Below are 14,735 nucleotides of genomic sequence, written 5' to 3' on the forward strand. Positions count from 1 at the left end.
GATCTTGGTCGACAATCCAGCTACCAGGAGCTTCACTACTTTTCACGCACCGACACGCCACACCCACCCAACCTGCACAAACCAGGTTGAAAAAGCCTCATTGAAATCGGAGGTTCGATTTCAATGGAACTTGCGGGTTGTCCACATCCTCCCGGCGAGTCGTCGTCCGACATGCCGGAGGGTGTGGACAACTTCTTCGATTTCAATGGAAATCGGACTGGGCATACATAAGTCAGGGCACCCACAGACCAGGGAGCCTCTGAGGTTCCGCTACCCGCACCGCCACGCAAAACGAGGCTGGAAAAGCCTCATTGAAATCGAAGGTCCGATTTCCATTGAAATTGCGGAAGTTCTCCACAGCCACCGGCGTGTCGGGACCCGACACGCCGGAGGACCCGTGCGCCGACATCGGACTCGACTCCCCACGGTTCCCGGCACCCGACGCCGGGTGCCGGGAACCGTTTTCGGACCTCGTGCGGACAACCGGATGTCAAGCCGATGGAGGAGGCACCGAGTGAAGCATCTGGAATCGCGGGCGCTGCCGCGACGACCGCTCTCCTGCTGGGGCAACCCGCCTCGGCTGCGGGGGCCTGGACGGAAGAACCGTTCCCAGCACAACCGGCCGAGGCGCAGTGCTGGACGACGGGCGGCTGATGGTGACCGGGTATGCGGGCAACGCCGACGTGTCGCAGCCCTTCGCCGCGACCTGCGGCGGCTGACCTCCCACCCGATCGCATGGATCGGACAACGGTGAAGGGGACCACTTCACGTCGCGGTGGTGCCCTTCACCAGGCATGTCAGAGGCGGCCGAGCTTGCGGATCTCCGGTTCCGCCAGGCCCGTCATCTCCTTGACCTCGTCCGCGTCGATCGCGCCGTTGTCCAGCGCCCGCACGAAGGACGCCGCCAGCGCTCGCGCCGTCGCCGGCTCGTCCAGCACCGCGCTGCCGCTGGCCGACACGTACGCCGACAGCCGCGCCGCCTCCGCCGGAGCCGAGTCGCGGAACGCCGCGAACACCGCCGCGTACCGCGTCACCAGCTGCGCCGGGTGCAGGTCCCAGCCCTGGTAGAAGCCGTGCTCCAGGGACCGGCGGGTGAGTTCGTAGTGGGTGCGCCAGCCGTGGTGCACCTGGTCGCCGACCGGCAGCACGTTCGTCGAGCCGTCGGACAGGAACACCCCGGTGCCCGCGGCCGACACCTGCATCGCATGCCGCGCGAAGTCGCAGGCGCGGTGCGCGAGGTGCTGGTGCGCGGCGGTCAGCCCGCAGCTCGCCGTGTAGTCGTAGGTGCCGAAGTGCAGCCCGGTGACCCGGCCGGCGCCCGCCCGCAGGAACAGCGGCAGCGCGAAGCGACCGTGCGAGTCCACGATGGACTGCGTGGTCTCCACCTGGATCTCGAAGCGCAGCGACTTCTCCGGCATGCCCAGCTGCTGCTCGAAGAGCTCCAGCAGCTCGACGAAGACCTCGACCTGCGCGACGTCGACGACCTTCGGGAAGGTGAGCACGAATCCGGTCGGCAGGCTGCCCCACTGTTGCAGCAGCGCGGTGAGGAAGACGTCCAGCGTGCGCACCGAGCGGGCGCGCAGCTCCGGGGTGTCGAAGGACTTCACCCGCAGGCCGAAGTTCGCCGGCTCCACGCCGTCGCGCAGCCACCCGGCGACCACCCCGGCGGTCCGCTCGGCGTCGGCGTCCTCGACGTCGTCGCCGGGCCGCCCGTAGCCGTCCTCGAAGTCGATGCGCAGGTCCTCGACCGGCGAGTTCTGCAGCTTCGCCCGCACCCGCGGGTGCACGGCCCGGGCGATCTGCTCGTCCAGGCCGAGGATCTCGACGAGGTCCTCGGGCCGGGCGGCGTCCCGGTCGAACGCGGCCAGCGCCTCCCGTCCCCACTGCCGCACCGTGTCGGCGTCGACCTTGCTCGCCGGCACGTAGCAGGTGTGCACCGGCTGGCGGGCCGCGCTCGCGCCCGGGTACGTGCGGGCGATGTGCTCGTCCACCTCGGACAGGCGGGCGAGCCGCTTCGCGATCTCGGTGGATTCCAGCGAGGTTCTGGCCACTTGCGCTCCCTTCGTCCGGCAGCCGGGAGGCGTCCCCGGCTGCCCAGTTCGGCTACGGCGAGGGGGTCGTGAGTGCTTTTGGCCGCTGCAGCAACGAAAAGCACTCACGACCCCAGGCTCACCGCGGCCTTTCCGTACTCAGTCGATCTCTTCGTAGGCGGGCAGCGTCAGGAAGTCGACGAACTCGTCGGCCACCGCCACCTGCTCGAACAGCTCGACCGCCCGGCCCAGGTTGTCGACCGGGAAGCCGTCTTCGGACCGCAGCTGCTTCTCGGCGTCGGCCAGCACCTCGCGGACCAGGTCCGCGGTGACCTGCTCGCCACCGGCCAGCACCACGCTGTTGTGCAGCCACTGCCAGATCTGCGAACGCGAGATCTCGGCGGTCGCGGCGTCCTCCATCAGGTTGTGGATCGCCGCCGCGCCGTTGCCGCCCAGCCACGACACGATGTAGCGGACGCCGACGTCGACCGCGGCGCGCAGGCCCTCGATGGTCTTCTCACCGGGGGTGTCGGCCACCGACAGCAGCTGGTCGGCGGTCACCGAGACCTCGTCGCGGGTGCGGTCGATCTGGTTGGGCTTGTCGCCCAGCACCGCGTCGAACTCCTCGAAGCAGATCGGCACCAGGCCGGGGTGGGCGACCCAGGAGCCGTCGAAGCCGTCGCCGGCCTCGCGCTTCTTGTCGGCGTGCACCTTGTCCATCGCGGCCGCGTTGGACTCGTCCTTGGTCGGGATGAACGCGGCCATGCCGCCGATCGCGAACGCGCCGCGCTTGTGGCAGGTGCGCACCAGCAGTTCGGTGTAGGCGCGCATGAACGGCGCGGTCATGGTCACCGAGTTGCGGTCCGGGAGGATGTACTTGTCCGAGTCGCGGAAGGTCTTGATCACGCTGAACAGGTAGTCCCAGCGGCCCGCGTTGAGGCCGGCGGAGTGGTCGCGCAGCTCGTAGAGGATCTCCTCCATCTCGAACGCGGCCGGGTAGGTCTCGATCAGCACCGTGGCGCGCACCGAGCCGTGCGCGACGCCGAGCTCCTGCTGGGCGTGCGTGAACACGTCGTTCCACAGCCGAGCCTCGAGATGGCTCTCCATCTTCGGCAGGTAGAAGTACGGTCCGCTGCCGCGGCTGATCAGTTCCTTGGCGTTGTGGAAGAAGTGCAGGCCGAAGTCGACGAACGCGGCGACCACCGGCTTGCCGTCGACCAGGATGTGCTTCTCGTCGAAGTGCCAGCCGCGGGGGCGCACCAGCGGAACGGCGTGCTTGACGTCGTCGCGCAGCTTGTAGTGCTTGCCCTCGGGCGTGGTCAGTTCGATCTGCTTGCGCACCAGGTCGTAGAGGTTGACCTGGCCGGAGACCACGTTGCGCCAGTGCGGGGTGTTGGCGTCTTCGAGGTCGGCGAGCCAGACGCGCGCGCCGGAGTTCAGCGCGTTGATGGCCATCTTGCGGTCGGTCGGGCCGGTGATCTCGACGCGGCGGTCGGCGATGTCGGCCGGCGGCGCGGCCACCTGCCAGTCGCCTTCACGGATGTGCCGGGTCTCCTCCAGGAAGTCCAGCCGTCCCTTGGCGGCGGCCTCGGCGCGGCGCTCCTTGCGGCGGGCGAGCAACTCGTCGCGGCGGGCGCCGAAGGCGCGCTGCAGGCCGGCGACGAACTCGAGCGCTTCCTTGGTGAGGATCTCGTCCCCGCGCTCGACGGCACCGCCGAGCACCTGCACTCCTGCTGGGGTTTCGGACATGGGAAGTCCACCTCTTTCTGCTGCCGGGTTCCAGACGGTGGCTTGTTGGCTCACCTTGCCGCGTGGCGGACTGTCGCGCACCCGACGAGGTGCGCGGCGGCCGTTCCGCTAGCGGTACGCCCGTTATGTTTTCTGCATCGTGGATGTTAGTTTCCATATAGCGTTCGAAGCAACATGAGCTGGCGCACCCGCCACGGACTAGACTCTGCTCAGCCAGCACAGTGGAAAGGGAGTTCTGCGATGACCACTGGCCCGCAGCGGGCGACTCAGGGCGGAGGGGTGCAGTCGGTCGAACGCACCTTCGAGCTCCTGGAACTGATGGCCGACGCCGGCGGTGAGGTCGCCCTGTCCGAGCTCGCCGAGAAGTCCGGCCTGCCGCTCCCGACGATCCACCGCATCATCCGCACGCTGGTGAGCAACGGTTACGCCCGCCAGCAGCCCTCGCGCCGCTACGCGCTCGGGCCCCGGCTGATCCGGCTCGGCGAGACCGCCAGCCGCGCGCTCGGCTCCTGGGCCCGCCCGTACCTCGCCGAGCTCACCGACGCCACCGGCGAGACGTCCAACATGGCGGTGCTCGACGGCGAGCAGATCGTCTACGTCGCGCAGGTCCCCTCGCAGCACTCCATGCGGATGTTCACCGAGGTCGGCCGCCGGGTCGACGCGCACGCCACGGCCGTCGGCAAGGCCGTCATGGCCACCATGCCGCCGGAGACGGTGACGCAGCTGCTCTCCCGCACGACGATGCACCCGCAGACCGAGCGCACCATCATCACGGTCGAGGCGATGCAGGAGGAGCTGGGCCGCATCCGCCAGCAGGGCTACGCGCTGGACGACGGCGAGCAGGAGGTCGGCGTGCGCTGCTACGCCGTCGCCGTGCCGGGAGCGCCGGCGGGCGCGGCGATCTCGATCTCCGGCCCGGAGGGCCGGATGACGCGGATCTCGACGGACGAGGTCATCCCGCTGATGAAACGCCTGGCGAACGACCTGTCGGCCGAACTGAGCGTCAGCAACACGGCCTGACCCGCCGCAATTTCAATGAGCGTTTTTCATCCTGGTCGGCCCGCAGCCGCGGTCCGCAAAGCTGCACGTCGATGAGGTGTCGCATGCGCCGCAGGCGCATAGCCCACCTACGACACTGGCACCGCCGCGGGTTCTCAGAGGTTTCCTGGCGAGGACGGCCCCTCCGCCGTGTATTGGTCTCATACATCAGGAGGGGCACCCACAGTCCAGGGAGCCGCTGAGGTACCGCTACCCGCACCGCCACGCAGAACGAGGTTGGAAAACCTCAAATTGCGTCACGGGACCTGGCGGAGCTGCTTGCGGCGGCGGAGCCACCACACCGCCAGCACGAGCACCGCGGCGATGCCGAGCAGCGGCAGGCCCAGGAGGCCCACCGTCGCCTGCACCTGCTCGTAGGCCTCGCCCGACCAGGCGCCGAGCAGCACCAGCGTCGTCGCCCAGGCCGCCGCCACCGGCACGTTGCAGATCGTGAACCGCAGGTGGGTGACCTTGGCGTGCCCCGCCAGCCGGGGCACCAGCGTGCGCACCACGGCGAAGCACTGCGACGCCGCCACCGTCACCTCCGCGCGTCCGTCCAAAGCGGACTCCGCGCGCGCGAACCGCTGCTCGCCGAAGCGCTTGACCAGCTGCCGCCGCAGCAAACCGTCCCGGCGGCCGCGGAAGTACCCGTGCTGGCAGCCCAAAGCCGTCGCGCCGAAGGCGCAGACCGCGGCCGGCCACACCGCCACGACGCCCTGCCCGGCGAGCCAGCCGAGCGCCAGCACGGTGCCCGACCCCGGCAGGAAAACCCCGATCAGCAGGCCGGATTCGGCGAACAGCAGCACCGCGACGACGACGAGCGCGAGCGGGCCGGGGATCCCGGCCAGGAAGTCCGTCATCGAGCGGCGAGCTCGCCCAGCCGCGGTTCCCAGGATTCGCCGTGCGGCTCAAGGGTGATCTCGCGGACGTCGTCGTCCCGGCGGCGGATCCGCAGCAGCAGGTACGCGTCGGCGAGCCGCTCCGCGAGCCCCTCGCCCCACTCGACGACCACCGCGGCATCCGTCAGATCCGTGTCCAGGTCGAGGTCGTCGATCTCGTCCAACCCGCCCAGCCGGTAGGCGTCGACGTGCACCAGCGCCGGGCCGTCGCCGGACTCCGGCCGGTGCACCCGCGCGATCACGAACGTCGGCGAGGTCACCGAGCCGGTGACGCCCATGCCCGCGGCGATCCCCCGCGCCAGCACGGTCTTCCCGGCGCCCAGCGGCCCGTCCAGCAGCACGAGGTCGCCGGCGCGCAGCACGGCTCCCAGCTGGCGGCCGAACTCCAACGTGTCGGACTCCGCCGGCAGCTCGACGGTCTGCAGTGCAGGGCTCAACTCCCGGTCACCTCTCCGCTTCCTCCTCCAACGGCCCGCCGGATCAGCGCGATCAACTCCTCGGTGACCAGCTCCGGTCGCTCCAGCATCACCGGGTGCCCGGCGCCCTCGACGCGCACCAGCGTCGCGCCCGGCAGTTCCGCGGCGAGCACCTCGGCGTGCGGCGAGAACGGCGTGACCCGGTCGGCGTCGCCGGTGAGCACCAGCACCTCGCAGGTCCGCAGCGCCGCCAGCGCCTTCTTGCGGTCGTGCAGGTTGATCGTCTCCAGGAAGTCGGTCACCACCTCGACGGTGGTCGCGCCGATCATCTCGGCCATCAGGTCCACGATCTTCGGCGAGATGTCGCGATCCCCGAAGGACAGATTGCGCACCAGCGTCCAGGTCAGCCTGTCGCCGAGCCGCCGGGTGCGCTCCACCAGGTCCGGCTGGAAGTCCGCGAGCAGCGCGAGCCCGCGCGGCACCGGGTTGGCGCGGTGCAGCCACGGCCGGGGCAGCCCGGACGCGCCGACCGCGCCGGCGGAGGTGCCGATCAGGGCGACCGCGCGGACCCGGTCGCGGAACAGCTCGGGTCGTTGTTCGGCGAGCGCCATGATCGACATGCCGCCCATGGAGTGCCCGACGAGCACGATCGGACCCCGGCTCGCCGCCGAGCGCAGCACCGCGTCCAGGTCCCTGCCGAGCTGGTCGATCGTGCTGTTGCGCTTGGCCGAGTGGCCGGAACGGCCGTGGCTGCGGTGGTCGAACAGCACCAGCCGGACCCGCGGCTCGGTGAGCTCGGGCAGGTCGCGGCGCTGGAAGTGCCAGCAGCGGGAGTCGAGCGCGAAGCCGTGCACGAGCACCACGGTCAGCTCCGCCTCGCCGCCGTCGGCGGGCGCGATCTCCTGCACCGACAGCGGAACCCCGTCGTCGGCGGCCACAGTGGACTGCCGGTCCGGGCGGAGCCTGCCGAGCGGCTCATCGGCGTGGGGGTCGTCGGCCTTGCGCTGCGCGGCGATCCGCGAGCTGCGCGCGGCGACGCCGACCGCGGCGCCGGTGATCGCGGCGCCGAGCACCCCGCTCGTCCAGGCCAGCGCCTGCCAGACCGGCTTCACGGCGACCCCTGTCGTGAGTGGTCGTTCCGGTAAGAACCGGAATCAACGCTCACGAGCGCGTCGACGACGGTGCGCGTGACCCGCGGCCGGTACATGCCGGTGACGATCTCGTAGTGGATCGTGCCGATCGTGTCGGCCCATTCGGCGGCCGTCGGCTCGCCCCGGTCGCCGGGCCCGAACAGCAGCACCTCGGCACCGTCCGCGACCTGGTCGTCGCCGAGGTCCACCACCAGCTGGTCCATGCACACCCGGCCGACCACCGGCCGCCGCTTCCCGGCCAGCCACACCGACATCCGGCCCGACAGGGTGCGCGGCACGCCGTCGGCGTAGCCGACCGGCACCAGCGCGATGTTCGTCGGCCGCTCGGCCGTCCACTGCTGCCCGTAGGAGACGCTCTCGCCCGCCGCGATGCGCTTGGTCGACACCACCGAGGAGCGGAAGGTCATGGCCGGGCGCAGGTCGTGATCCCCGTGCTGTGGAACGGGATCCAGGCCGTAGACCGCGATGCCCGGCCGGACCAGCTCGAAGTGCAGGTCGGGGCGGGTCAGCACGGCCGCCGAGTTCGCCAGGTGCCGGATCGGGTTCAGCCCCGCCGACCGCGCCTGCTCGTAGGCCAGGCCGAAGCGCTCGGCCTGGCGGTCGATCGAGGGGTGGTCGAGCTCGTCGGCGCACGCCAGGTGCGACCACACCGCCACGACCTCGACGTGCCCGTCCGCCTCGGCCTTCGCCGCGTCCTCCACCAGCGCGGACCACAGCTCGGCCGGGCAGCCGTTGCGGCACAGCCCGGTGTCGATCTTGAGGTGCACCCGGGCGACGCGGCCCTGCTGCTCGGCTGCGGCGGCGATCCGGCGCAGGCTTTCCTGCGAGGAAGCGGAGAGCTCGATGTCCGCGGCGACGGCCGGGCCGAAGTCGTCGTCCTCGACGTAGAGCCAGCACAGCACCGGGGCGGTGATGCCGCCGGCGCGCAGCTTCAGGGCTTCTCCGATGGAGGCGACGCCGATCTGGTCCGCGCCCGATTCGAGGGCGGCGGCGGCGACCGTCAGGGCGCCGTGACCGTAGCCGTCGGACTTCACGATGGCCATCGTGCGGGCACCCGAATCGCGGGCACGCGTCGAGAGCACCCTCACGTTGTGGCGGATCGCATCGACGTCGATGCGCAGGTCGGCGCGGTACGCGGGCTGGTCACTCATGGCAGGCACATGGTCGCACACCACCCCGATGCCCCTACCGAGGTACCGGAGCCTCCGGCCCTCCCCGACCGGCCACATCGCACCGCCGCAGAACCCATCGGGCCGCACATGAACATCCGTACTTCCACGATACGGAAGACAGTTCTTGGGGTGCCCGATTTTGCCTGAAATCTCGGACAGGGCTCAAACCGAGATCGGGTTCCCGATTCCAGGCAAAACCGGAAACCACCGAGGCCCTCCCAGCGCCCGTCCCGAGCCGCGAACCTGGCGCATCTCCACGCATCGGCACGATGCTTCCGCCCGCATGGCTCGTGAGCACTTTGGACCGCTATAGCGGATCAAGGTGCTCACGCGGGCCCTGACCGCGAATGTGCTGGTCAGCGGCTCAGGACAGCGCCGCTTCGCGGACCTTTCGGATCGCCGTGGGGACCGCCGCGAGCAGCGCCGAGGCCCCGATCGGGGCGCCGACCTCCCCGGGGTTCCGGGCCGGGGCGCCGTGCGCGGCGAGGTCGGCCGCGAGGGCGTGGACGTGCGCCGCGTAGCCGCAGGCCAGCCACGGCTCCACGCCGCTGGCCAGGAGCGCGCCGATCAACCCGGTGAGCACGTCGCCGGAGCCCGCCGTCGCCGGCCAGGCGTGCCGCGAGTCGTTGACGAGCACCCGGCCGTCCGGCGCGGCGACGATGGTGGTGTTGCCCTTGAGCAGCACCACCGCGTCGAAGCGCGCGGCGACCTCCCGCGCCACGGTGACCCGGTCCTCGCCCGGTTCCCCGCCCGCCAGCCGCGCGAACTCGCCCGCATGCGGCGTCAGCACCAGCGGCGCATCCGGGTCGCGCGCGTCCCACAGCGTGCTGTCGTTGGCGAACAGCGTGATCGAGTCGGCGTCCGCGCACACCGGTCGCCCGGAATCCAGGACGTGCCGCAACACGTCGCGGCCGCTGGCCCCGGTGCCGATGCCCGGTCCCACCGCCCACGCCTGCACGCGCCCGGCGTCGCTGACGGAACCGGTCGCCACCACCTCCGGCCAGTGCGTGCGCACCACGTCCGCGGCGGGACCGGCGTAGCGCACCATGCCCGCGGTCGCCTGCACCGCCGCCCCGCTGGCCAGCACCGCCGCGCCGGGGTAGGTCGCCGACCCGGCGGCGACCCCGACCACGCCCTGGCTGTACTTGTCGTCGGCCGGGCCCGGAACCGGCCAGCCCGCGCCGATCTCGGCGTCCTGCAGCAGGTAGAGCTCGGGATCGGGCAGGTCGTCGGCGAGTCCGATGTCGATCACCTCGACGTCCCCGGAGTGCACCGCGCCGGCGCCCAGCACGTGGCAGGGCTTGCGCCCGCCGAAGGTCACCGTGACGTCGGCCAGCACCGCCGGGCCATCGACCGCGCCGGTGACCGGATCGACGCCGCTGGGCAGGTCGACCGCGACGATCGGCACGTCGACCCGGCGCACCAGCTCCGCCGCCACCGGCCGCAGCGGACCGCGCGCGGACAGGCCGACGATCCCGTCGATCACCACGTCCGCGCGCTCCACCGCATCCGCGGACTCCGCCCCGATCCCCGCGGTGTCCGGGCTCGCGCCCTCCGCCGGGACCGCGCGGCCGCCGGCCCGCCGCAGCGCGGCGAGCCCCGCGGCGTGCGCCCGCTCCGGAGCGAGCAGCACCGCCGTGACACCGACCCCGCGGCGCCGGAGGAACGCCCCGGCCCACAGCGCGTCGCCGCCGTTGTTGCCCGCGCCGACGAGCAGCGTGACGTGGCGACCGGCGACGCCGCCGGTGAACTCGGTGAGGACCCGCGCGGTGTGGACCGAGACGGCGTACGCGGCGCGGCGCATCACCGCGGGCTCCGGTGTCCTGGTGAAAAGCCGCTGCTCGGCGGCGCGGATCTGGTCGGGCGTCCACACTCCGTGCATCGCGTCCTCCTCGCAGTCGGCGATCGCCGCACAGTCTGCCTCGCGCGGCCCGTCGGCATCCGATCTTCCGGCAAGCCGCGCGGTTTCCGCTGACGACTCCGGCCGTGAGCCTTCCGAGCCGCGCTAGCAGCCCAGAAGACTCACGGCCGGATTGCCGTCAGAAACGCCGATCCGGGCTCGGGGCCCGGCGAGAATCACTCGACGGTGACGGACTTGGCCAGGTTCCGGGGCTTGTCGACGTCGTAGCCGCGGGCCCGGGCGATCTCCGCCGCCAGCACCTGCAGCGGCACCGTCGACACCAGCGGCTGCAGCAGCGTCGGCACCGCCGGGATGGTGACCAGCTCGTCCGCGAACGGCCGGACCTCGTCGTCGCCCTCCTCGGCGATCACGATCGTCCGGGCGCCGCGCGCCTGGATCTCGCGGATGTTGGAGACCAGCTTGGAGTGCAGCAGCGCCCGCCCCTTCGGCGACGGCATCACCACGACCACCGGCAGGCCCTCCTCGATCAGCGCGATCGGCCCGTGCTTGAGCTCACCCGCCGCGAAGCCCTCCGCGTGCATGTACGCGAGCTCCTTGAGCTTGAGCGCGCCCTCCAGCGCCACCGGGTAGCCGACGTGCCGCCCCAGGAACAGCACCGCCTTCGCGTCGGCGAGCTCCCGGCCCAGCTCCCGCACCTGCTCCACCGTGGACAGCGTGCGGCGCACCGCGTCGGGCATCGCCGACAGCTCCGCGAACTCCCGCGCCACCTCGTCGGAGTACTTCGTGCCGCGTGCCTGCGCCAGGGCCAGCCCGACCAGGTAGTTCGCCGCCACCTGCGCCAGGAACGTCTTGGTCGCCGCGACGCCGATCTCCGGCCCGGCGTGGGTGTAGAGCACCGCGTCCGACTCGCGCGGGATCTGCGCGCCGTTGGTGTTGCAGATCGCCAGCACCCGCGCCCGCTGGGTGCGCGCGTGCCGCACCGCCTCCAGCGTGTCGGCGGTCTCGCCGGACTGGGAGATCGCCACCACCAGCGTGTCCCGCCCCAGCACCGGGTCGCGGTAGCGGAACTCGCTGGCCAGCTCGACCTCGACGGGCACCCGGCACCAGTGCTCGATGGCGTACTTGGCGAGCAGCCCGGAGTGGTAGGCGGTACCGCAGGCGACCACGAAGACCTTGTCGATGTCCCGCAGGTCCTGCTCGGTGAGCCGCAGCTCGTCGAGCACGATGCCGCCGCCGGAGAAGTGCCCGCGCAGCGTGTTCTCCAGCGCCTCGGGCTGCTCCTCGATCTCCTTGAGCATGAAGTAGTCGTGGCCGCCCTTCTCGGCGGCCGACAGGTCCCAGTCCACGGTGAACGGCTTGGCCTCGACGTCCACGGCGGAGAAGTCGGTCACCCGGTAGCCGTCACGGGTGATGGTGACCACCTGGTCCTGGCCGAGCTCCACGGCATCGCGGGTGTGCTCGATGAACGCGGCGACGTCGGAGGCGAGGAAGTGCTCGCCCTCGCCGACCCCGACGACCAGCGGCGACGACCGGCGGGCGGCCACGATCTTGCCGGGCTCGGCGGCGTGCGTGACGACCAGGGTGAAGGCGCCCTCCAGGCGCCGGGCGACCACGCACACGCTGGCGGTCAGGTCACCGGCGGTCGGGCCGTCGTTGTAGGCGGCTGCGACCAGGTGCGCCGTGGTCTCGGTGTCTGTGTCGCTGGCCATCTCGATGCCCGCCGCCTCCAGCTCGGCGCGCAGCGCGGCGAAGTTCTCGATGATGCCGTTGTGCACCACCGCGACCTGGCCGCTGGCGTCGCGGTGCGGGTGGGCGTTGCGGTCGGTCGGCGCGCCGTGCGTCGCCCACCTGGTGTGCCCCATGCCGCTGTGACCTGCGAACTTGCTGCCGTCGACCTCGGCGAGGCGCTTCTCCAGGTTCGACAGCGCGCCCGCGGAGCGCTCCACCGCGAGGCCGCCCTCGCCGTCGAGCAGCGCAACCCCGGCCGAGTCGTAACCCCGGTACTCGAGTCGCCGGAGTCCGCCGAGGACGACCTCGAGCGCCTGGCGATGTCCTACGTAACCAACGATGCCGCACACTCGGCCCAGCGTAGCTACTCCACATGGTCTGAACCTGTTCGCGTCAGCCGGAACGGCGAACCCCTCCCGTGGCGGCTACCACGCGTGCATGAGCAGGTCCGCTACCGTTGCTGACCATGGCGCGCACTGCCAAGAAGGCCCCTTCCGCGAAGAACGCGTTCGAAGAGCTGTCCCGCCGTGGACCGCACGACGTCCTGCACGGTGATCTCGCCCTCGTCGGGCTGCCCGGCATCGTCTGCACGCCGCGCAGCGGGCTCGGCTTGCCGGCGGTTGCGTTCGGGCACGGCTGGCTCCAGCCGCCCCGGCGGTACCTCAGCCTGCTCCGGCACCTCGCGTCGTGGGGCATCGTGGTCGCCGCGCCCGGCTCGCAGCGCGGCGCGTTCGCATCGCACCGGCTGTTCGCCGGCGACCTGCGGACCGCGCTGGACATCTGCGTCGGCGTCCGGCTCGGCGAGGGCGAGATCAGCGTCGACGAGAAGCGGCTCGGGGTCGCCGGGCACGCCATGGGCGGCGGCTGCGCGGTGCTCGCGGCGGCCGACGACCCGCGGATCCGCTCGGTCGCGACGCTGGCCGCCGCCGAGACCATGCCGTCGGCGTTCGAGACCGCGAGCCGTGTCGAGGTGCCCGGCCTGCACATCGCCGCGGGCCAGGACCTGCTGGCGCCGCCGGTGGCCAACGCCGAGCCGATCGCCCGGGCCTGGGGCGGCCCGGTGCAGCTGCGGACGGTGAAGAAGGCCAGCCACCTCGGCTTCACCGAGGGACGGCACTGGACCCAGCTGCTGCTGCACGGCAAGCCCGAGTACGCGACGCAGCGCGTCACGAAGGCCCTGCTCACCGCGTTCTTCCTCCGCACGCTGGCCGGCGACCGGCGCGGCGAGGCGCTGCTGACCGCCGACATCGGCGGCAGCCGCATCGATCACGAGCACAGCCGCGGCGACCTCGCCGCGGCGTGACTCACAGCTTCGGCGCGATCTCCTCGGCGACGGCCTTGGCGCCATGCTCGGCTTCGTCGATCGGCATCGGCCCGTCTTCGAGGCCGTAGGTCTTGTCAGTTCCGTCGTAGCTGATGGTGACCACCTTGGTGCCCTTGCGGAAGACCACGAGCCCCTCGACCGTGGACGTGTCACCGGCGAGGAATGCCTCGTCCCACGGGCCCTCGATGTCCTTGATGCGGGCCGCCTTCGTGCTCTCGCGCTGGTAGTTGAATTCTGCCTCGGCATCTTCGGTCTGCTCCTGGACCAACGTCGAGGCGCTGTCGTTGATCTGGATGTGCAGATCGCGGTCGTTGGTGCCGTCCGCGCCCTTCGTCGGCGCCCAGAAGCAGTCCGCCCACTGGACGTCTTCGTCGAAGGTGCCGCTGCTGAAGTTGGTGACGTGCAGCTTCTTCAGCGTGTCGGCGCTGGGAAGATCGCATTCCGGGATCATCTCGACGCCCAGCGGCGCCGACCCCACCGGCTCGTTGACGTGCTGGTACTTCCAGTAGAAGTAACCGGCGGCCACCAAGCAGATCAGGCCGACCGGGATGCTGACCAGGACCACGGCGATGATGCAACCGGCTCGGCTCTTCTTCGGAGGCGGGCCCGGCGGCACCGGCGGACCAGGCGGAAACTGCTGCCCCTGGTGGACCGGCGGACCTTGCGGAGCGGGCTGCTGGAACTGGTACTGCGGCTGCCCCGACGGGCCAGGCTGTTGCGGATGCACCTGGAGAGAATAGGCGACGCCCGACCACGATCGTGTCGGCGGGAAGTCCGGAGCTCGAATCCCCAGCGTTGGGACGCGGTTTCGAAAAGTGCACTGTGGACATTTCCAAAAAGGATGATCCGGTGCGTTTGCCCGAAACCAGCCTTTCCGCTCACCGCTTGAGACGCCGAAAACCAAGCGGGGCACGGAAATCTCCGCGCCCCGCCGCGAGTGCTACCGCAACCAGCTCTGGTTCTCGTAGTCGTCGTCATCGTCGAACGCCGCCCGCCGGCGCGGTGCCGGCTTCGGCGCCGCCGGAGGCGGCGGTGGCGGTGCGGGAGGCGGCGTGTGCCGGGCGGCCGGCTGCTGCTCCTCTTCGAACTCGTCGTCGCCCCCGAGGCTGATCTCGTTGCTCTGCTCGTTCCGCTTGCCCGCCCAGTCGTTCCGCGGCTTGTCCTCCTCCGGCGGCTGGGCGTTGGCGGCCTTCTCGACGAGCTCCTGCTTGCGCTCGTCCGCGGCCGCCTTGATCTCCTCGTTCTTCTGCGCCGACGCGGCTTCCGCGGCGCGGACCGCATCCATGCTGTCCTCGACGCCGTAGCGGTGCCGCGCGACCAGGGTCGCGATCTCGTCCGCGACCTGCTGGTTGATCAGAACCATCACG

Annotated in this window: 12 protein-coding genes; 2 read left to right on the forward strand and 10 right to left on the reverse strand. The window is 71.2% G+C overall.

Annotation, left to right across the window (positions count from 1 at the left end):
- Window positions 1-797 precede the first annotated feature (797 nt).
- Both AC07FN_RS27460 and aceB read right to left on the reverse strand, forming a co-directional pair.
- A complete protein-coding gene (locus AC07FN_RS27460) occupies window positions 798-2,051 on the reverse strand; it encodes a DUF6986 family protein (protein WP_478398239.1) in 1,254 nt (417 codons plus the stop codon).
- Between the two features lie 138 nt (window positions 2,052-2,189).
- Window positions 2,190-3,779, reverse strand: a complete 1,590-nt coding sequence (gene aceB, locus AC07FN_RS27465; protein ID WP_478398240.1) for a malate synthase A — start codon at window positions 3,777-3,779, stop codon at window positions 2,190-2,192.
- Window positions 3,780-4,019: 240 nt separating this feature from the next.
- Between aceB and AC07FN_RS27470 the strand changes: the two genes are divergently transcribed.
- Window positions 4,020-4,799, forward strand: coding sequence for an IclR family transcriptional regulator (locus AC07FN_RS27470; protein ID WP_093265570.1), 780 nt, complete (start codon window positions 4,020-4,022; stop codon window positions 4,797-4,799).
- Between the two features lie 275 nt (window positions 4,800-5,074).
- On the opposite strand, the gene AC07FN_RS27475 is transcribed toward AC07FN_RS27470, so the two are convergent.
- The 6 genes from AC07FN_RS27475 to glmS all read right to left on the reverse strand — a co-directional run bounded on the left by AC07FN_RS27475 (window position 5,075) and on the right by glmS (window position 12,394).
- Window positions 5,075-5,677 carry a DedA family protein gene (locus tag AC07FN_RS27475; protein WP_478398241.1) on the reverse strand — a complete coding sequence of 201 codons (603 nt, stop codon included), beginning with the start codon at window positions 5,675-5,677 and terminating at the stop codon, window positions 5,075-5,077.
- Window positions 5,674-6,153, reverse strand: a complete 480-nt coding sequence (tsaE, locus tag AC07FN_RS27480; RefSeq protein WP_478398242.1) for a tRNA (adenosine(37)-N6)-threonylcarbamoyltransferase complex ATPase subunit type 1 TsaE — start codon at window positions 6,151-6,153, stop codon at window positions 5,674-5,676. Before tsaE ends, AC07FN_RS27475 begins: the two co-directional genes overlap by 4 nt.
- On the reverse strand, window positions 6,150-7,244 hold the full coding sequence (locus tag AC07FN_RS27485) for an alpha/beta fold hydrolase (RefSeq protein ID WP_478398243.1): 1,095 nt from the start codon (window positions 7,242-7,244) through the stop codon (window positions 6,150-6,152). The genes tsaE and AC07FN_RS27485 overlap by 4 nt, the downstream gene beginning before the upstream one ends.
- Window positions 7,241-8,434: an alanine racemase gene (alr, locus tag AC07FN_RS27490; protein ID WP_478398244.1), complete on the reverse strand. Its 1,194-nt coding sequence runs from the start codon at window positions 8,432-8,434 to the stop codon at window positions 7,241-7,243. The genes AC07FN_RS27485 and alr overlap by 4 nt, the downstream gene beginning before the upstream one ends.
- Window positions 8,435-8,819: 385 nt before the next feature.
- Complete coding sequence (locus tag AC07FN_RS27495; RefSeq protein WP_478398245.1) at window positions 8,820-10,337, reverse strand: NAD(P)H-hydrate dehydratase; 1,518 nt, start codon at window positions 10,335-10,337, stop codon at window positions 8,820-8,822.
- A gap of 194 nt (window positions 10,338-10,531) precedes the next feature.
- Entirely contained in the window at window positions 10,532-12,394 is a 1,863-nt protein-coding gene (gene glmS / locus AC07FN_RS27500; RefSeq protein WP_478398246.1) for a glutamine--fructose-6-phosphate transaminase (isomerizing), read from the reverse strand.
- Between the two features lie 116 nt (window positions 12,395-12,510).
- On the opposite strand from glmS, the gene AC07FN_RS27505 reads away from it, so the two are divergent.
- Window positions 12,511-13,347, forward strand: a complete 837-nt coding sequence (locus tag AC07FN_RS27505; RefSeq protein ID WP_478398247.1) for a dienelactone hydrolase family protein — start codon at window positions 12,511-12,513, stop codon at window positions 13,345-13,347.
- A 1-nt stretch (window position 13,348) separates the two neighbouring features.
- Here AC07FN_RS27505 and AC07FN_RS27510 read toward each other — a convergent pair whose 3' ends face one another.
- Together AC07FN_RS27510 and AC07FN_RS27515 are read right to left on the reverse strand one after the other, a co-directional pair.
- Window positions 13,349-14,095, reverse strand: coding sequence for a hypothetical protein (locus AC07FN_RS27510; RefSeq protein ID WP_478398248.1), 747 nt, complete (start codon window positions 14,093-14,095; stop codon window positions 13,349-13,351).
- A gap of 213 nt (window positions 14,096-14,308) precedes the next feature.
- Window positions 14,309-14,731, reverse strand: coding sequence for a hypothetical protein (locus tag AC07FN_RS27515; protein WP_358574994.1), 423 nt, complete (start codon window positions 14,729-14,731; stop codon window positions 14,309-14,311).
- Between the last annotated feature and the right edge of the window lie 4 nt (window positions 14,732-14,735).

The sequence above is a fragment of the Saccharopolyspora sp. NPDC045941 genome (genome assembly GCF_056431445.1).